Annotated in this window: 11 protein-coding genes; 10 read left to right on the top strand and 1 reads right to left on the bottom strand. The window is 37.3% G+C overall.

Features of this window, described 5'->3' with window-relative positions; all coding sequences use genetic code 11:
* Window positions 1-8 precede the first annotated feature (8 nt).
* Complete coding sequence (infB, locus tag ACFQ0I_RS15360) at window positions 9-2,825, top strand: translation initiation factor IF-2 (RefSeq protein ID WP_379943784.1); 2,817 nt, start codon at window positions 9-11, stop codon at window positions 2,823-2,825.
* A gap of 66 nt (window positions 2,826-2,891) precedes the next feature.
* Here the strand turns inward: infB and ACFQ0I_RS15365 are convergent, their stop codons facing one another.
* Complete coding sequence (locus tag ACFQ0I_RS15365; RefSeq protein ID WP_379943786.1) at window positions 2,892-3,281, bottom strand: SPOR domain-containing protein; 390 nt, start codon at window positions 3,279-3,281, stop codon at window positions 2,892-2,894.
* Window positions 3,282-3,494: 213 nt separating this feature from the next.
* On the opposite strand from ACFQ0I_RS15365, the gene ACFQ0I_RS15370 reads away from it, so the two are divergent.
* The 9 genes from ACFQ0I_RS15370 (at window position 3,495) to ACFQ0I_RS15410 (ending at window position 20,551) form a co-directional block, all read left to right on the top strand.
* Window positions 3,495-4,793: a c-type cytochrome gene (locus tag ACFQ0I_RS15370; RefSeq protein WP_379943788.1), complete on the top strand. Its 1,299-nt coding sequence runs from the start codon at window positions 3,495-3,497 to the stop codon at window positions 4,791-4,793.
* Window positions 4,794-4,826: 33 nt separating this feature from the next.
* Entirely contained in the window at window positions 4,827-7,919 is a 3,093-nt protein-coding gene (locus ACFQ0I_RS15375) for a TAT-variant-translocated molybdopterin oxidoreductase (RefSeq protein WP_379943790.1), read from the top strand.
* Between the two features lie 101 nt (window positions 7,920-8,020).
* Entirely contained in the window at window positions 8,021-9,742 is a 1,722-nt protein-coding gene (nrfD, locus tag ACFQ0I_RS15380; RefSeq protein ID WP_379943792.1) for an NrfD/PsrC family molybdoenzyme membrane anchor subunit, read from the top strand.
* Between the two features lie 10 nt (window positions 9,743-9,752).
* The gene (locus ACFQ0I_RS15385; RefSeq protein WP_379943794.1) at window positions 9,753-10,283 is read left to right on the top strand and encodes a DUF3341 domain-containing protein; all 531 of its coding nucleotides are present in this window, start codon (window positions 9,753-9,755) and stop codon (window positions 10,281-10,283) included.
* Between the two features lie 5 nt (window positions 10,284-10,288).
* Window positions 10,289-10,840 carry a c-type cytochrome gene (locus tag ACFQ0I_RS15390; RefSeq protein ID WP_379943898.1) on the top strand — a complete coding sequence of 184 codons (552 nt, stop codon included), beginning with the start codon at window positions 10,289-10,291 and terminating at the stop codon, window positions 10,838-10,840.
* Between the two features lie 24 nt (window positions 10,841-10,864).
* Window positions 10,865-12,196 carry a quinol:cytochrome C oxidoreductase gene (locus tag ACFQ0I_RS15395; RefSeq protein ID WP_379943796.1) on the top strand — a complete coding sequence of 444 codons (1,332 nt, stop codon included), beginning with the start codon at window positions 10,865-10,867 and terminating at the stop codon, window positions 12,194-12,196.
* A 29-nt stretch (window positions 12,197-12,225) separates the two neighbouring features.
* Window positions 12,226-13,293, top strand: coding sequence for a cytochrome c oxidase subunit II (locus tag ACFQ0I_RS15400; protein ID WP_379943798.1), 1,068 nt, complete (start codon window positions 12,226-12,228; stop codon window positions 13,291-13,293).
* Window positions 13,294-13,316: 23 nt separating this feature from the next.
* Window positions 13,317-15,116, top strand: a complete 1,800-nt coding sequence (locus tag ACFQ0I_RS15405; protein ID WP_379943800.1) for a cytochrome c oxidase subunit I — start codon at window positions 13,317-13,319, stop codon at window positions 15,114-15,116.
* Window positions 15,117-15,346: 230 nt separating this feature from the next.
* Window positions 15,347-20,551 carry an Ig-like domain-containing protein gene (locus tag ACFQ0I_RS15410; protein ID WP_379943802.1) on the top strand — a complete coding sequence of 1,735 codons (5,205 nt, stop codon included), beginning with the start codon at window positions 15,347-15,349 and terminating at the stop codon, window positions 20,549-20,551.
* Window positions 20,552-20,562: the final 11 nt, after the last annotated feature.

The following is a 20,562-nucleotide window of genomic DNA, read 5'->3' on the forward strand; positions in this document are numbered from 1 at the left end:
GGCAATTTATGGCTGACACAATTAGATTAAATAAAGTATTACGGGAACTCAATATTTCTATTGACCGGGCTGTCGATTTTCTAGAATCGAAAGGCGTGGAGATAGAAAAAAGTCCGAATACGAAAATTTCAGAAGCGGTACACGTAATTCTTTCAAACGAATTTCAAACAGATGCAAACAAAAAAGTGGCATCTAAAGAAGTTGGTGAAGCAAAATTGAAGGAAAAAGAAGTACTTCGTGAGCAACGAGAACGTGAAATTGAAGAAAAACAGAAAGAGGCAGCCATAAAAGAAGAAGTTATAAGAGCCTCTAAAACACTTTCTGGACCAAAGCAAGTAGGTAAAATCGATTTAGATCCTAAAAAACCTACTCCAGTGGCCGAAACTCCAAAACAGGAAGAGCCTATACAGGCTGCACCTGTGGCAGAAGAAGCAGCAAAGGTAGTTCAAGAAACACCAGCTCCAGAAGAAATTAAAAAGTCTGAAATTGTTCAGGATGTTGTAAAACCTGAGATAGCAAAAGCGCCTGTGAGCAAGGAGCCTTTTAAAGCTAAACAGGAAAAAGCTGCAGAGCCTAAAAAGCCAGAAGAAAGTAAAACGCTTCGAACAAATGCAGCGGGCGAATTAGTTCCAGAAGAAAGAGTAAAAACCAAATATCAAGTTCTTACAGGTCCAAAAATTGCTGGAGATAAAATTGATTTATCACAGTTTAATAAGCCTAAGAAAAAGAAGGAAGATAAAAAAACAGACGCTAAAGGTGCCGACGGAGCTTCCGCAAATAAGAAAAAACGAAGACGAATTAGTAAAGTTGGCGGCGGACCAAATCAGTCTACCGACAATAGAGGTGATAACAGAGGCGGTAACGATCGTTTTAAAGGGAAGCCTGGTCAATCCAGACGTCCAATCGTTAAAGAAGATCCAAGTGATGAAGATGTTAAAAAACAAGTTCGCGAAACATTAGAGAAACTTCAAGGTAAATCGTCTAAAGGAAAAGGCGCAAAATATAGAAGAGATAAGAGAGATCAGCACAGAGATCAAACCGAAAGAAATTTAGAATTAGAAGCAGCAGAAAGCAAAATCCTTAAAGTAACAGAGTTTGTTACGGCGAGCGAAGTAGCTACCATGATGGATGTTCCGGTAACTCAAATTATTTCTGCATGTATGTCTTTAGGAATGATGGTAACTATGAATCAGCGTTTAGATGCTGAAACTTTATCTATTGTTGCTGAAGAATTTGGTTATGAAGTAGAGTTCGTAACTGCCGATATCGAGGAGTCTATCGAAATTTATGAAGATAAAGAAGAAGATTTAATACCAAGAGCACCGATTGTTACTGTAATGGGTCACGTCGATCATGGTAAAACATCTCTTTTAGATTATATACGTAAAGAAAATGTAATTGCTGGAGAATCTGGTGGAATTACACAACATATTGGAGCCTACGGGGTTGAATTGGATAACGGGCAAAAAATTGCGTTTTTAGATACACCTGGTCACGAAGCGTTTACCGCGATGCGTGCACGTGGAGCTCAAGTAACAGATATCGCTATTATCGTGGCTGCGGCCGATGATGATATCATGCCACAAACAAAAGAGGCGATTGCCCATGCACAAGCTGCGGGAGTGCCTATTGTTTTTGCAATTAACAAAATCGATAAACCTGCGGCAAATCCTGAAAAAATAAAAGAAGGATTAGCACAAATGAATTTATTGGTTGAAGATTGGGGCGGTAAAATTCAATCGCATGATATTTCTGCGAAAGTAGGAACTGGGGTTAAAGAATTACTTGAAAAAGTATTACTCGAGGCCGAATTATTAGAATTACGAGCAAATCCAAATAAACCAGCATTAGGTACTGTTGTAGAAGCGTATTTAGATAAAGGACGTGGTTATGTTGCGACTATTTTAGTACAAGCAGGAACGCTAAGAGTTGGCGATTATGTATTGGCTGGAAAAAACAGTGGTAAGGTAAAAGCGATGCAGGATGAACGTGGCAATAATGTTGTGGCTGCAGGACCTTCAACGCCAGTATCTATATTAGGTTTGGATGGCGCACCACAAGCGGGAGATAAATTTAATGTCTTTGAAGACGAGCGTGAAGCCAAACAAATTGCAGCAAAACGTGCACAATTACAACGTGAGCAATCGGTTAGAACACAACGTCATATTACTCTAGATGAAATTGGAAGACGTATTGCTTTAGGTGACTTCCAAGAATTAAACATTATCCTTAAAGGTGACGTGGATGGTTCTGTTGAAGCATTAACCGATTCGTTCCAGAAATTATCTACCGAAGAAATTCAAGTTAATATTTTACATAAAGGTGTTGGTGCCATTACCGAAAGTGATGTGTTGTTAGCTTCGGCTTCCGATGCAATCATTATCGGATTTAATGTGCGACCAGTTGGTAACGCTCGAATGATAGCAGATAAAGAAGAAATTGATATTAGAACCTATTCTATAATCTATGATGCTATCAACGATCTTAAAGATGCGATGGAAGGTATGTTATCTCCAGAGTTTAAAGAAGAAGTTACAGGTACTGCTGAGATTAGAGAAATATTTAAAGTGACTAAAATTGGAAGTATTGCCGGATGTATGGTAACCAATGGTAAGATTCTTAGAAACTCAGGAATTCGTTTAATTAGAGATGGTGTGGTTGTCTTTACAGGCGAATTAGCATCCTTAAAACGATTTAAAGATGACGCTAAAGAAGTAACCAAAGGGTTTGATTGTGGTATGCAAATTAAGAATTACAACGACATTCAGGAAGGCGATATCATTGAAGCATTCCATGAGGTTGAAGTTAAAAAGAAACTTAAATAAGTAAATTGTATAAGCTAAAAAAAGCGACCCACGGGTCGCTTTTTTTTATGCTTATTAGTAACGGCATTATTTTTTCGGTCTGAAAATAAATGCACTTGGGAATTTATTTTTAATTTTCTTCAACGCGCGGTCTGCTTCTAAACGCGTCGTGAAATTTCCAGCCCAAATTTTAAAATTGGGTGTTTCGTATTGAATGGTTGCTTTCCAGTCTGTAAAAGTTGTATTGAAGTCTCTTTGCGCCGACTCTGCACTGCCACGATTGCCTGAATAAATCTGTATTTTATAGCGGTCAGAATCAGCTTCATTTTTATTCATTTCTTTTTTAATCTCCAGTAAATTGGTGATTTTGCTGTCTTGCTGAATCGATACAGTGCCTTGTTGTCCAAAACAATAGCTAGATGTTAACAAAAAAGTAAAAATACCTAAAAGACTAATTCTTAATTTTAATAGTTTCATAATCAAATAAATTTATGCAAAAATATACGTTATAAACTTAAATTAGGCCTATTTTATTATTTATAATAATTCTAAATTAGCATTATCGCATCACTAAGATTTCTCAAATCGAGTTTAAATATTACTTTTGCCTGTGATTTTATAACTGTGATTTTTTTATTTAAAAAATGACAAAAGTCATACCAAAGTTAAGAAGTTAATATAACCAACAATATGAGAAAGGTGATTCACCGTATATTAAGTCAGAATATTCTTAGTTTAGGCTTAATCATTTTATTAGCGTTTTCAACAACTCTTTCTGCTCAGGGAGGAGATGCGGCAAAAGGAAAAACTTTATTTAATGCCAATTGTGCTGCATGTCATCAGTTAGATAAAAAAATGACTGGACCTGCATTGCGTAATGTAGAAGCGCGTTTAGCAGACGAACAAGGTTTAGACAAAGCATGGATTTATGCTTGGATTAGAAACAGTGCGGGAGTCATTAAATCGGGTGACGCTTACGCCAACAAAGTTTACAATGAATATGGTGGTGCTGCTATGACGGCATTTCCGCAGTTAAGTGATGAAGATCTCGATAACATTTTAGCGTATACTGCGGAGGTGAAGGCCGAAGCGCCAGCTGCTGCTGCAACGGGTGCTGCTGCAACTACTACGTCGACTGAAGGTGGTATTTCTAACGAACTTATCTTAGGAGCCTTAGCAATTTTGTTTTTATTATTGGCTATAGGCTTGTATGTTGTAAACAAAACACTTCGTCGTTTTGCTGCGGCTCAAAATATTGAATTACCTGAAGAATCAAAAAGAACGCCACTTTGGCAAGCCTTTGTTAAGAATCAATTCTTAATGTTGGTTGTTTCAATTTTCTTTTTATTAGCGAGTGCTTATTTTGTTTATGGTTACTTTATGCAAATTGGTGTCGATCAAGGATACGAACCAGTACAGCCAATACATTATTCACACAGAATTCATGCCGGAGATAATGGTATCGATTGTAAATATTGTCACTCTTCTGCTAGAGAAAGTAAACATTCAGGTATTCCGTCGTTAAATGTGTGTATGAACTGCCATAAATCTATTTATGAAGTAGCTCCAGAAACATTAGCCGAAGGTGCTGCTATAGGTGTTGATTACAATGCTGAAATTAAAAAATTATACAAAGCCGTTGGATGGGATGATGCTGAACAAAAATATACTGGTAAATCGCAGCCTGTAAAATGGGTTCGAATTCATAATCTACCAGATTTTGTTTATTTTAACCATTCACAACACGTGTCTGTTGCTGGGGTTGAATGTCAAACATGTCACGGGCCAATACAAGAAATGGAAGTTGTTAGTCAGTTTGCGCCTTTAACAATGGGTTGGTGTATTGATTGTCACAGAACAACCGATGTAAATGTTAAAGACAACGCTTACTATACAAAAATTCATGAGGCTTTAGCTAAGAAGTACGGTAAAGATACTTTTACTGTGGCCGATATGGGTGGTTTAGAATGTGGAAAATGCCACTATTAATAAATTTAATAAGAAGTAATTCAATTATATAATATGTCATCAAACAAGAAATACTGGAAAAGTGTTGAAGAGCTAAATGAGAATAGTTCTATTGTTGAGACGCTAAAACAAAACGAGTTTGTTGAGCAAATTCCTGTCGATGAGTTTTTAGGTAATAAAGAAGCATTAGGAGCGAGTTCTACAACACGTCGCGATTTCTTAAAATATGTAGGGTTTAGTACTGCTGCAGCATCATTAGCTGCTTGCGAAGGACCTGTAGTAAAATCGATTCCTTATGTTGTGCAACCAACAGAGATTATTCCTGGAGTGGCTAACTATTATGCGACTACAATTGCCGATGGTTTCGATTTTGCAAGTGTTTTGGTAAAAACGCGTGAAGGACGTCCAATTAAAATAGAAAATAATGCTTTAGCTGCTACGAATGGTCATGCAAATGCCAGAGTAAACGCTTCGGTTTTAGGGCTATATGATAGTTTAAGAATTCAAAGTCCGAAAAAAGAAGGACAGTCTATTTCTTGGAGCGATTTTAATGCTCAAATAAGTGATAAATTAACAAGTTTAAGTGGTGCTGGTAAAGAAATTGTGTTGTTTACTCAAACCTTTGCGAGTCCTTCTACGAGCAAGTTAATTTCAGAATTTAAAGAAAAGTACGGTAATGTTCGTCACGTCGTGTACGATGCGGTTTCAGAATCTGCAGCACTAGACGCTTACCAAGCAAAATATGGAGAACGCGGATTAGCTAATTACGATTTCTCGAAAGCTTCAACAATTGTTTCTATCGGTGCAGATTTCTTAGGAGATTGGCAAGGTGGAGGCTTTGATGCTGGATATGCAAAAGGACGTCTTCCGCAAGATGGAAAAATGTCGCGTCATATTCAATTTGAATCTAATATGTCGTTAACGGGTGCTAACGCCGATAAGCGTGTGCCTTTAACACCAAGTGAGCAGAAATTAGCCTTAGCTAAATTATACAGTTATGTGGTTGGTGGTTCTGTATCGGGTACCTTGCCAGAAGCAGTTGAAAAGGCTGTTAAAAATGCAGCGAATCAATTAAAGAAAGCTGGTAGTGATGCTGTGGTAGTAACCGGAATTCAAGATGTAAACGCACAAACCGTAGTATTAGATATTAATGCGTATTTAGGAAGTAAAGCTTTTGATAAAGCAACGCCAATAAAAACGCGTCAAGGTAATGATGCCTCTGTAGCAGCACTTGTTTCAGATATGAAAGCTGGTAAAGTGGGTGCTATTATTATGAGTGGGGTAAATCCGTTATATACCTTACCAAATGCTTCAGATTTTGCTGAAGGATTGAAAAAAACAGAATTATCTGTAGCGTTTTCTATGAAAGTAGACGAAACGTCTTCAGTCGTTCAATATATAGGTGCAGCACCTCATTATTTAGAAGCTTGGGGTGATGTAGAAATTAAAAAAGGACATTACAGTTTAACGCAACCTGCAATTCGTCCGTTATTTGATACGAAACAATTTCAAGAGGCGCTATTGGCGTGGACAGGAAATACCGTTTCTTATCATGATTATATAAAAGAAGCTTGGGGAACAAGCATTTTAGGAGGTAGTTCTTTTAATCAGGCATTGCATGATGGTGTTTTTGTTGGAACTATTGCGACCGAAACAGTTGCGACTTCTAATGTTGAAGCATCGGTAGAAGCACCTTCTGGAAATGCAGCATCAGCTTTAGCGTCTTCAGTAAAAAAACAAGGATTAGAATTAACCTTATATACCAAAGTAGGTATGGGCGATGGCCAACAAGCCAACAATCCATGGTTACAAGAGTTTCCAGATCCAATTACAAGAACATCTTGGGATAACTATTTAACAGTATCGAAAGCAGATGCCGATGCTTTAGGTTTAGCAAACAAGCATGTTGCTAACGGTGCATTAAACGGAAGTTATGCGAAAGTGACTGTAAATGGAAAAAGTATTGTTGCTCCGGTAATTATTCAACCAGGTCAGGCAAAAGGATCTGTTGGTTTAGCATTTGGTTACGGAAGAACTATTGGCTTAAAAGAAGAAATGCAAACAGGTGTTAATGCCTATGCATTGTACCAAAATTTCAATACTGTTCAGAACGTAACGATTGAAGCTGCTTCTGGAGAGCATGAGTTTGCATCGGTACAATTACATAATACTTTAATGGGTCGTGGCGATATTATCAAAGAAACGACTTTAGAAATATTCAATACAAAAGATAAATCACATTGGAATGCTGTACCTGTAGTATCTTTAAACCATGTTGAAACACCGGTAACATCACCAGAAGTTGATTTATGGGATTCATTCGATCGTACTGTTGGTCATCATTTCAATTTATCAATCGATTTAAATGCTTGTACGGGTTGTGGTGCTTGTGTAATAGCTTGTCACGCTGAAAATAACGTGCCAGTAGTTGGTAAAACAGAAGTACGTCGTAGCCGAGATATGCACTGGTTACGTATTGATAGATATTATTCATCTGAAGAAAGTTTTATTGAAGATAACGACAAGAAAGATGATATTTCTGGTTTAGGAAGTTCATTAAGTGAATTTGGTGAAATGGAAAACCCTTCAGATAATCCTCAAGTGGCATTCCAACCAATCATGTGTCAGCATTGTAACCATGCACCATGTGAAACAGTTTGTCCGGTTGCAGCAACCTCTCATGGTCGTCAAGGTCAAAACCAAATGGCTTACAACCGTTGCGTAGGTACCAGATATTGTGCAAACAACTGTCCTTATAAAGTACGTCGTTTCAACTGGTTCTTATATGCAGGGAATGATGAATTTGACTATCATATGAATGATGATTTAGGACGTATGGTATTAAATCCAGATGTGGTTGTTCGTTCTAGAGGTGTTATGGAAAAATGTTCTATGTGTATTCAAAAAACACAAAAAACGATTCTTGATGCAAAACGTGATGGACGCGAAATTAAAGACGGCGAATTCCAAACAGCATGTTCTGCAGCTTGTGGCAATGGCGCCATGATTTTTGGAGACATCAACGATAAAGAAAGTAAAGTTGCAAAACTTAAAGAAGATAATCGTATGTATCACTTGTTAGAAAGCGTAGGGACAAAACCAAACGTGATGTATCAAACAAAAGTGAGAAATACAACCGAAGCATAGATAAAGTAAAAAGTTTAAAAGTAAACAGTTTAAAAAGACATATCTTTTAAGCAAGTAAGCCTTTAAGCAAGTAAACAAATAAACAAATAAACAAGTAAGAAATGGCGTCTCATTACGAAGCACCTATTAGAAGACCTTTAGTTACAGGCGAAAAATCATATCACGACGTTACCGTTGATGTGGCGTTTCCTGTAGAAGGAAAAGCAAATAAACAGTGGTGGATAGTTTTTTCTATTTCCCTAGCAGCTTTTTTGTGGGGTATAGGGTGTATTATTTATACCATATCTACGGGTATTGGAACTTGGGGTTTGAATAAAACTGTAGGTTGGGCTTGGGATATTACTAACTTCGTTTGGTGGGTTGGTATTGGTCACGCAGGAACACTTATTTCGGCGGTACTTTTATTATTCCGTCAAAAATGGAGAATGGCAATTAACCGTTCTGCAGAGGCGATGACCATCTTCTCGGTAGTTCAGGCAGGTTTGTTCCCAATTATCCACATGGGTCGTCCATGGTTAGGGTACTGGGTGTTACCAATTCCGAATCAATTTGGTTCGCTTTGGGTTAACTTTAACTCGCCGTTACTTTGGGACGTATTTGCGATTTCAACGTATTTATCGGTTTCATTAGTATTCTGGTGGACAGGGTTATTGCCAGATTTCGCTATGCTACGAGATAGAGCTATCAAACCATTTCAAAAGAAAATTTACTCATTATTGAGTTTTGGATGGTCTGGTCGTGCTAAAGATTGGCAACGTTTTGAAGAAGTATCACTGGTACTTGCTGGTTTAGCAACACCTTTAGTACTTTCTGTACATACTATTGTATCTTTTGACTTCGCAACTTCTGTGATACCAGGGTGGCATACCACCATTTTCCCACCGTACTTCGTTGCAGGAGCGGTATTCTCAGGATTCGCCATGGTAAACACGCTACTTATTATTATGAGAAAAGTGTGTAACCTAGAAGATTATATTACTGTACAACACATCGAATTAATGAACATTGTAATCATGATTACGGGTTCTATTGTAGGTGTGGCTTATATTACAGAGTTATTTATTGCGTGGTATTCTGGTGTTGAGTACGAACAATACGCGTTCTTAAACAGAGCTACCGGACCTTACTGGTGGGCTTATTGGGCGATGATGACTTGTAACGTGTTCTCGCCACAGTTTATGTGGTTTAAGAAATTGCGTACTAGTATCATGTTCTCATTCTTTATTTCTATTGTTGTAAATATAGGAATGTGGTTCGAGCGTTTTGTAATTATCGTAACCTCATTACATAGAGATTATTTACCATCATCATGGACCATGTTCTCTCCAACATTTGTAGATATTGGAATTTTCATTGGTACTATTGGATTCTTCTTTGTGTTATTCTTGTTATACTCAAGAACCTTTCCTGTAATTGCACAGGCAGAGGTGAAAACAATTTTAAAATCTTCTGGCGAGCGTTACAAAAAAATTAGAGAAGCTGGAGGAAGTTTAGTTGGTACTGGTGTAGATGCAAGAACCTCTTTGGGAGTAACAGCAGCTAAACCAGAAGCTAAAGCAGATAATGCATCAAAAGTTAGCGATTTATTAGGAAGTATTGGTGCGTTTGATGCGACTACGCAAAAGGCTGATGATTTAAAGAAAATTAGTGGAATTGGACCTAAAATGGAAGAAGTACTTCATAGTATTGGTATTTTTACCTTTCTTCAAGTTAGCAAAATGACCAAAAGAGAATATGACTTGTTAGATTCTATTACCGAATCCTTCCCTGGAAGAGCAGAACGTGATGATTGGTCTGGACAAGCTAAAAAATTAATAAACTAGAATAGAGTCAATGGAAGCTTCAAAAGTTATTCACGCTATTTATACAGATGATGATGTTTTAATGTCGGCCGTTAAAAAAGTTAAGGCAGAAAGATATCACATTGAAGAAATATACACGCCATTTCCGGTACACGGATTAGACAAAGCTATGGGCTTAGCGCCAACAAGAATTGCTATTACAGCGTTTTTGTATGGTTTGGTTGGGTTATCGGTTGCGATTACCATGATGAATTTTATCATGATAGAAGACTGGCCTCAAGATATTGGAGGTAAACCTAGTTTTAGTTATATTGAAAACATGCCGGCTTTCGTGCCAATTATGTTCGAATTAACCGTGTTTTTTGCGGCGCATTTAATGGTAATTACCTTCTATTTACGTAGCAGAATGTGGCCATTTAAACAAGCCGAAAATCCGGATCCTAGAACTACAGACGACCATTTTTTAATGGAAATAGCTATAGATGGAAATGAAAAAGAACTTGAAAGTTTACTAAAAGAGACTGGAGCAGTTGAAATTAATATAATTGATAAAGCGCATTAATGATGATGAAAGGCTCGATTAAAATATTAGTATTAGCCCTTGTAATAGTGGTGGTTTCATGTAAAAAAGATACAGCACCAAACTATCAATTTATGCCTAATATGTATGAATCTGTAGGTTATGAAACGTATGGAGAAGCTGCATTTCCTAATGGTGTAGAAGCACAGTTACCTGCTGATGGTAGTATTGCTAGAGGACATTTACCTTTTGAAATAGATAACACGACCGAAGGGTATTTGTTAGCTAAAGAGACATTAAAAAGTCCGTTAGACTCTACCCAAGTAAATTTAGAAAGAGGTAAAGTATTGTACGATATCTATTGTGGTATTTGCCATGGTGCAAAAGGAGACGGACAAGGTAATTTAGTAAAACGCGAAAAAATTCTGGGGATACCTAGTTACGATGACGCCGGAAGAGCCATCAATGAAGGAAGTATTTATCATACTATTTATTATGGTAAAAACGCGATGGGTTCGTATGCAAACCAATTAAAAGAGGAAGAGCGTTGGCAAGTTGTTTCGTATGTGTTAGATTTAAAAGCGCAACTAGAAAAATAAGAACGACAAGATTATTATAAAGATATGTATACATTTTCAAATAAATTAAAGACATTTTCTTTCATACTAATGATTTTAGGAGCATTAGGTGTGGGATATGGTTTTATGACATCTCATAAATCTTTAGATGAAGTAAAAACATTACTTGCTGAAGAAGCTTCTGCACATGGTGATGGACATTCGGATGAAGCGACTCATGCAGTTGCAGATTCTCATAATGCTCAAGCTGACGAAGCACATCATGGCGACGATCATGCGAAACATGTTCAGCATCAAATCGCAAACAGACCTTGGTCTGCGTTGTACGTTGCAGCCTTTTTCTTTATGATGATTGGCTTAGGTGTTTTGGCTTTTTATGCTATACAAATTGCATCACAGGCAGGTTGGTCTCCAGTGCTTTTCAGAGTTATGGAAGCTATTACTGCCTATGTTTTACCTGGTGCATTAATTGTTTTAGCAATTGCCGTGGCTTCAGGAACAATTGGTCATTATAATTTATTTGTTTGGATGGACCCTGAAGTGGTTGCTCATGATAAATTAATACAAGGAAAATCCTCATTTTTAAATTTACCTTGGTTTATAATTCGCGGATTAATATTCATCGCAGGATGGAGTTTATACCGCCATTTTGCACGTAAATTTTCTATTGCACAAGATACTGCAGAAGACACCAGTAACTTTAAAAAATCGTTTCGTATTGCGGCAGGATTTTTAGTGTTCTTTATCTATACCGAATCCATGATGTCTTGGGACTGGATTATGAGTGTAGATCCACACTGGTTTTCTACCTTATTTGGATGGTACGTATTTGCTAGCATGTTTGTTAGTGGTATTACTGTAATTGCATTAGTAACCATTTACTTAAAGTCTAGAAACTATTTAGAGTTTGTAAACGAAAACCATTTACATGATGTTGCTAAATTTATGTTTGCGTTTAGTATTTTCTGGACCTATTTATGGTTTTCACAATTCATGCTTATTTGGTATTCAAATATCCCGGAAGAGGTAACTTATTTCGTAACGCGTTTTGCTGATTATAAATTACCATTTTTAGGAATGGTGGTTATGAATTTCGTATTCCCAATTTTACTGTTAATGAATGCAGACTATAAACGTGTGCCTTATTTTGTGGTAATGACTGGAATAGTGATTTTATTCGGACATTATATAGATATTTTCAATATGATTATGCCTGCAACGGTTGGAGATAGATGGTTTATAGGCATTCCGGAAATTAGTGCTGTATTGCTTTTCGCAGGATTATTCATTTTTGTGGTGTTTACAGCCTTAACAAAAGCACCGTTACTTGTAAAAGGATATCCTTTTAGAAAAGAAAGTGAACAATTCCATTATTAATTAGAAATAAATAAAGACGAACGATAACAATGACTGCTTTATTAACAATTATAGTTTTAGTATTTATTTTAATAGCCATTTGGCAAATGGTGAAGATTTTCGATTTAGCACAGGCTAAAAACGAGAATACTCAAGTTGCCAACGATAAGGATAATAAAATAAACGGGTATTTAATGATGGGCTTTTTAGCCTTCATCTATATCATTACCATAGTAAGTTTTGCAAAATGGGGCGATTTGCCTTTAATGTCTAATTCGGCATCAGAACATGGTCCAACCATCGACAATTTAATGATTATCTCTATGGTAATTATTTTCTTTGTACAAACTATTACCCAATTCTTATTACACTATTTTGCTTTTAAATATAAAGGTGAAAAAGGTAAAAAAGCATTGTTTTTTGCCGATAACAATAAGCTTGAAGCTATTTGGACTATTATCCCTGTAATTGTTTTAGCTGGTTTGATTATCTACGGATTAAATACATGGATAAATATTATGGGTGTTGACGAAAGTGAAGATCCGTTAATCGTGGAGTTATATGCACAACAGTTTAACTGGAAAGCGAGATATGCTGGAGCAGATAACACTTTAGGGAAGGCAAATGTGCGTTTAATTGATATTGATAGAGCAAACATCCTTGGTCTTGATGAAGCTGATCCGAATGCACAGGATGATGTGATTACTACAGAATTGCACTTACCAGTAGGAAGACCGGTTTTATTTAAAATGCGTTCGCAAGATGTGTTGCATTCAGCGTATATGCCGCATTTTAGAGCACAAATGAACTGTGTGCCAGGTATGATAACCCAATTCGGGTTTACACCTACAATTACGACTGCCGATATGAGACAAACACCTCAGATAATTGATAAAGTCAAAAACATTAATAATATTAGAGTAGAAAAAAGTAACAAATTAATTGCTGAAGGTGGAGAAGCCTTAGAGCCTTACGAATTTGACTATTTGCTGTTATGTAATAAGATTTGCGGAAAATCGCATTATAACATGCAAATGAAAATAGTAGTTGAAACGCAAGAAGAATATGATGCTTGGATGAAAGAGCAAAAGGAATTCAAAAACTCATTAATTAATTAAAAAAAGTAAAACGATATAAGATTATGTCATCACACGAAGATACTCACGCTCACGACGCACACGACGACCACGGACATCATCACAAAGAGACGTTTGTAACTAAATATATATTTAGTCAAGACCATAAAATGATTGCGAAACAGTACCTAGTTACTGGAACCATTATGGGGGTTATTGGTGTGATTATGTCTATGATGTTTCGTATGCAAATTGCATGGCCAGAAGAGCCTAATGTATTGTTTGAAGCCTTATTAGGTAAATGGGCACCAGATGGCGTTATGGACGCTGATATTTATTTAGCATTGGTTACCATTCATGGTACTATAATGGTATTCTTTGTACTTACAGCTGGTTTAAGTGGTACGTTTAGTAATCTCTTAATTCCGTTGCAAATTGGAGCCCGCGATATGGCATCTGGATTTTTAAATATGGTATCGTATTGGTTATTCTTCTTATCAAGTATAATCATGGTATTATCTTTATTTGTTGAAGCTGGACCTGCTGCTGCCGGATGGACAATATATCCGCCATTAAGTGCATTACCAATGGCGCAAGGTGGTTCTGGAATGGGTATGACCTTATGGTTAGTATCTATGGCAATTTTTATTGCATCATCGTTATTAGGATCTTTAAACTATATAGTTACTGTAATTAACCTTCGTACTAAAGGAATGTCTATGACAAGACTTCCATTAACTATTTGGGCATTTTTTATTACTGCTGTAATTGGTGTTATTTCATTCCCAGTATTATTATCAGCTGCCTTATTATTGATAATGGATAGAAGTTTTGGGACTTCATTTTTCCTTTCAGATATTTTTATTCAAGGTGAAGTTTTACATTATCAGGGAGGTTCGCCTGTATTATTCGAACACTTATTTTGGTTCTTAGGTCACCCTGAGGTATATATCGTTATTTTACCTGCGATGGGTCTCGTGTCTGAAATCATGGCATCGAATTCGCGTAAACCAATTTTTGGTTACAGAGCGATGATTGCGTCTATTTTAGCTATTGCATTTTTATCGACGATAGTTTGGGGGCATCACATGTTTATTTCAGGAATGAATCCGTTCTTAGGATCTGTATTTACATTCACCACCTTATTAATTGCGATTCCATCCGCTGTAAAAGCATTTAACTGGATAACAACCTTATGGAAAGGGAATCTACAAATGAATCCTGCCATGTTATTTTCAATAGGGTTTGTATCTACCTTTATTACTGGAGGTTTAACAGGAATCATTCTTGGAGATAGTGCTTTAGATATCAACGTTCACGATACGTATTTTGTAGTAGCGCATTTTCACTTGGTAATGGGTATTTCGGCACTTTACGGGATGTTTGCTGGTATTTACCACTGGTATCCTAAAATGTTTGGTAGAATGTTGAATAAAAACTTGGGCTATATCCACTTCTGGATAACTGCGGTATGTGCTTATGGTGTATTCTTTCCAATGCATTTTATAGGTATGGCAGGTTTACCACGTCGTTATTATACAAATTCTAATTTTCCGTTGTTTGACGATTTAGCCAATGTTAACGTCATCATTACCATTTTTGCTTTAGTTGGTGGTGTTGTACAGTTAGTATATTTGTACAATTTCTTTACCAGTATGTTTTATGGTAAAAAAGCCGTACAGAATCCATGGGAATCTACAACGCTAGAATGGACAACCCCAGTAGAACATATTCATGGTAACTGGCCAGGAGAAATTCCTCATGTACACCGTTGGGCATATGATTACAGCAAACCAGGACACGATGTCGATTTTGTGCCACAAAATATTCCGCTAAAAGAAGGCGAAGAAGAGCTTCAACATTAAAATATAACATATTTTGTAGTAAAAAAACCACCTAACTAAGGTGGTTTTTTCGTTTAAAGGCATTTTTTTTCGATTAAATGTAAAATTTTTTGAAAAATATCGTTGAAATACAAAAAAATCAGTTAAATTGCGCCATGTATGAATTGTAAGATTAATTCTGTTAAGGATTTTAATAGGATGAAAACAATTTGAACTGGCTATAATTAACCTGAATATAAAATATTTCAATTATGATAACAAAACCCTTAATTAGGAATGCCTTTAAAATAGCATCCTTTGTTTTTGTTTTTTTTTGGACAACACTCGCAGTGAATGCGCAGTGTCCTGCTCTCAATCCAACGCCGCCTACATCACCGATATGTAACGCAACAGGATTTAAAGTTTCAGACTTAAATGCTTATGCTACGGATAATGGTGGTGGTATCGCTTGGTATACAACAAGTACCGGCGGAACAGCACTTAGTTCTGGACAATTAGTCACCGAACGAACGTATTATCTCGATACCAATCCAGCTAGCTGTGGATCTAGACAATCTGTTGATATTGATTTCACCATTAATCCTACCGGACAAATCTTAGATAAGGTATATTGTAGCAATGAAAATGCTACCATACAAACTTACATCGATGATGTACTTACAACCTATATACCTTCAGGAGGCTCTGTTAGAATCTTTAATGATTTAGCGTTAACCAATCAAGCCAATACTTCGGATGTTATTCCAAATGGATTTAAAACCTATTATGTTGTTTTTTATGCTGGGCCAAACGGCACAGGTTGCTCAAGTCAAATTGAAGTAGCAAAAACAGCGGTGTTTGTATCACCTCCAGATCCAACACCATCAAACCCACAAATGTTTTGTGCTAGTGATAATCCAACTATTGGCGACTTAAATACGGGAACTGCCTTTGCAAATTACTATTGGTATTCAAGTATTGACACGAATGGCGTCCCAACTTCAGGTGATTTAGCATTAACTACACCATTAGTTAATGGTAGCACCTATTATATTCAAGTAGATAATGGATGTGTGAGTAACGCAATTCCGGTAACCGTAAATATTGATACGCCTGTTGATGCTGGAACTTCAGCTTCTTTAGAATATTGTAATGATAGTTTACCAACAAGCGATTTTAATTTGTATGAATTATTAGGAAATCCAAAAGTAAACACAGGATCTTGGTCAGGACCACTAGTAACTTCTGGAGGACACCTTGGAACCGTAAATATTTCTACATTAACTGCCGAGAACAACTATGTGTTTACATATACTGTGCCTAGTGCCGGTGTGTGTCCCGATGGTGTGGCAACGGTTTCCATAAATGTTTATCAAGTTTATAGCTCAGGAACAGTGTCTGCTGCAAATCCTGCCTCTTTTTGTGTTGCTAATTTACCATCGGCATTCGATTTATCTACCTTAATAGATAATGAAGACGCTGGCGGACAATGGACACAAGGCACAACCAGTTCTGGAACCGTAATTACAAATCCTATAGACTTATCAGGATATACTCCTGCTACCTATAATTTTACATATACTCAAAACGTATCAAATCCTTGTCCAGAGCAATCTACAACAGTACAAGTAATTGTATTGCCTAATCCGAATGCAGGCGTAGCGGTGAATCAAACATTTTGTGAAAATGATTTAGCAGGGAATTCGCCCTTCGATTTATTTATGGCTTTAGATGGTTCTCAAGATAATAATTCAGGAATATGGAGAGACGCTAGTGATGTTACTATTTCTAGTTCTTTAGATTTAACCAGTTTAACCGTCGCCGGAAGCCCTTATTCTTTTAACTATACCATAGACAACGGAACGTGTTCCGATACAGAAATAATAACCATTACGATAGAACCTGCTCCAGAATCTGGAACAGCAGATGCTCCCGCAGAATTTTGTGAAGGAACAGCGCCAGCAAGTTATAATTTATTCGACTTATTAACTGATGAAGACCAAACAGGAACTTGGTATTCAGGTTTAGATAATACAGGAGCCGTAGTTTCTAACCCAGTAGATTTATCAGCTTTAACACCGGGAGATTACAATTTCACTTTCGATGTGGATGCTATTGGAAGTTGCGACGATGAGTTAGTAACGGTAATGATCACGATCAATCCATTACCAAACACAGGAACAGCAACACCAGCAGTATTTTGTGAAAATGATTTAGCAGCGAATTCACCATTAGATTTATTTGCGCAATTGTCAGGTGAAGATGCCGGAGGCACATGGACAGATGATAATACAACAGGTGCTTTATCAGGAAGCAGCGTTAATTTAAACAGTTTAACTATTGGTTCGTTTAACTTTACCTATACAATCACAGACGTAAACGGTTGTACTAACAGTTCTACGGTTGTTATAACTGTTGAAGATGCACCAGAATCAGGTACAGTAAACGCTCCGATAGCATTTTGTGAAGGAACAGCACCAGCGAGTTACAATTTATTCGATTTATTAACTGGTGAAGACCAAACAGGAACATGGTATTCAGGTTTAGATAATACCGGAGCCGTAGTTTCTAACCCAGTAGACTTATCCGCTTTAACACCGGGAGATTACAATTTCACTTTCGATGTGGATGCTATTGGAAGTTGCGACGATGAGTTAGTAACGGTAATGATCACGATCAATCCGTTACCAAACACAGGAACACCAACACCAGCAGTATTTTGTGAAAATGATTTAGCAGCAAATTCTCCATTAGATTTATTTGCGCAATTATCAGGCGAAGATGCCGGAGGTACATGGACAGATGATAATACTACAGGAGCTTTAACCGGTAGCAATGTAAATTTAAACAGTTTAGCCATTGGTTCGTTTAACTTCACATATACAATCACAGACGTAAACGGATGTACTAACAGTTCTACGGTTGTTATAACTGTTGAAGATGCGCCAGAATCTGGAACTCCAAACGCTCCGATAGCATTTTGTGAAGGCACAGCGCCAGCGAGTTATAATTTATTCGATTTATTAACTGGTGAAGACCAAACAGGAAGCTGGTATTCAGGTTTAGATAATACCGGAGCCGTAGTTTCTAACCCAGTAGATTTATCAGCTTTAACACCGGGTGATTACAATTTCACTTTCGATGTGGATGCTATAGGAAGTTGCGACGATGAGTTAGTAACGGTAATGATAACAATCAATCCGTTACCAAACACAGGAACAGCAACACCAGCAGTTTTCTGTGAAAATGATTTAGCAGCGAATTCACCATTAGATTTATTTGCGCAATTATCAGGCGAAGATGCCGGAGGCACATGGACCGATGATAATACAACAGGTGCTTTATCAGGAAGTAGTGTTAATTTAAACAGTTTAACCATTGGTTCTTATAATTTCAGTTATACGATTACAGACGTAAACGGTTGTACTAACAGTTCTACGGTTGTAGTAACTGTTGAAGATGCACCAGAATCAGGCACACCTAATGCGCCGATAGAATTTTGTATCGCGTCAATTACAACAGGACAAACCTATAATTTATTCGATTTATTAACAGGCGAAGACCAAGCAGGTGTTTGGAGCGATGATGATGCTTCAGGTGCTTTATCGGGAAATTCAGTAAACCTTGATGGGCTTGCTTCAGGAACTTATAATTTTACTTATGACGTTGACGCCATAGGAAGTTGTGATGACGTTTTAGTAACAGTAACAATCGTGATAAACGATACCGCAGCACCAACGGCTCCCGCAACACAAGAATTTTGTGATTCGGCAACCATAGCCAATTTATCTGCTACAGGAACTACAATTCAGTGGTACGACAATGCAACAGGAGGAACGGCTTTACTTGGAACTACTGCTTTAATTGATGGTGAAGATTATTTCGCATCGCAAACCGATGCGGCCACAGGTTGTGAATCTTCAGTTAGAACATCAGTGACAGCAACAATATACCAATCGCCAAAATCTGGAGTTGCAATTGCTATGGCAGATTGTAATACTAATAATGCGATAGATTTATTTGCAGGATTAGACGGAACTCAAGATGCAGGAGGTGTTTGGACTAACGACGACGGTGTTGGAACTTTAACCGGAAGCACTTTTGATGCTACGGGAGTTACCCCAGGAAATTATCAATTTACCTATTTAGTAACAGCATCTGCACCATGTGTTGATGCCAGCACCACAATAACTGTAACGGTCGATGGACCTTTAAATGCAGGAACTAATAACGCTTTAGATGTGTGTAGCAATAATGGAACAACCGATTTATTTGGTTTAATTGGAAGCGCCGATACAGGAGGAACATGGTCGCCAGCTATGGCTAGCGGAACAGGAGTTTTTAATCCTTTAGTGGACGCATCAGGAACATATACCTATATGCTTTCAAATGCTTGCGGAACAGTAAGTAGCGAAGTAGTTGTTACAGTAACATTAGCTCCAAATGCGGGAACAGACAATACAGCAGCCATTTGTGTTATCGATGGTCCAACAGATTTATTTACATTCTTAGGAACTTCTGCACAAAGCGGAGGAACATGGTCGCCAGCATTACCAAGTGGTACAGGAGTTTTTGATCCGAGTGCTGATGCGCCAGGTATTTATACTTATACGGTTGCAGCGGTTTCACCATGTTATCCAGATGCTAGTGCTCAAATAACAGTAACTGCTAACGATTCACCTCAAATAGTTGTATTGGACGCAAATCCATCCTTCTGTTTAGTTGATCGACCAACCGTTGCAAATTTGGCAGCAAGTATTCAACCAACGGGAACCGTTAATTGGTATACCGATGCTACCTTATCAACGCCATTGTTAACATCAGCGGCCTTGGTAGATGGCGAAGATTATTTTGCCACACAAACTACAGCGTCAGGATGCGAATCGTCGTTAAGCGTTCAAATTAATGTAACCATTAACGATACACCAACGCCAACCTTAATGGATGCAAGTAAAGAGTATTGTATTAATGATGGTCCAACAATAAACGATTTAACGCTTAATATTTTGGAATATAACTCGTCATCAAGCAATGTTGTATGGTATGATGCCAGTGTAGATGGAAACGTAGTTAGTGATTCTGAAACACTTGTAAATTTAGCAACCTATTATGCAGCATTAATAGATGCAACAACAGGATGTGAAAGCAGCGTACGATTAGAAGTAACACCAGACTTAACCTCTTGCGGAGAATTATTTTTACCAGATGGATTCTCACCTAATGGCGATGGTGTTAATGATACCTACGAGGTTAATAATTTAGATATTCTTTATCCGAAATTCGAAATGCAGATTTATAATCGCTACGGTAATCTGGTCTATAAAGGAAATGCGTCAACCCCTCGTTTTAATGGAAGATCTAATCAGTCAAGAACTACAGTAAAAGGCGACTTGCCAGTAGGAATGTACTATTACATTTTCATATTTAACGATGGCGAGAACAAGCCAAAACAAGGACATTTATACTTAAGCAGATAATTTTAGATAAA

It is taken from the genome of Mariniflexile aquimaris, from assembly GCF_042676825.1.
GTDB classification, from domain to species: Bacteria; Bacteroidota; Bacteroidia; order Flavobacteriales; family Flavobacteriaceae; genus Mariniflexile; species Mariniflexile aquimaris.